The sequence below is a fragment of the Alkalihalophilus lindianensis genome (assembly GCF_032843265.1).
GTDB classification, from domain to species: domain Bacteria; phylum Bacillota; class Bacilli; order Bacillales; family Bacillaceae_D; genus Alkalihalophilus; species Alkalihalophilus lindianensis.
Map to the genome: position 1 here is coordinate 1 of NZ_JAWJBA010000244.1, position 277 is coordinate 277.

At 46.6% G+C, this 277-nt stretch carries 1 protein-coding gene; it reads right to left on the reverse strand.

Going from position 1 to position 277, the window contains the following annotated elements:
* A partial coding sequence (locus tag RYX56_RS22115; protein ID WP_317124084.1) for a class I tRNA ligase family protein occupies window positions 1-277 on the reverse strand: 277 nt, incomplete at both ends.

Consider the following 277-nt stretch of genomic DNA (forward strand, 5'->3'; position numbering starts at 1 on the left):
GATACCAAGCTGGAATTCGATGCCCCCACCATAGCTGTCTGGAAATACACCAGTCACGGATATTTTCCATCCAGTGGAGATACGTCTTTTCAAAGCGGTCCGGAACAAAGTGAACCTTGCTTTCCTTATTTTGCAGCTTGATTGCTTCATCTGCGAGCGGCTGCATCTTAACAAACCATTGGGTTGACAGGTATGGTTCAACTACGGCACCACTGCGCTCCGAGTGGCCAACGGAATGAAGATGTTCTTCAATCTTAAATAAAACACCAAGGTCTTG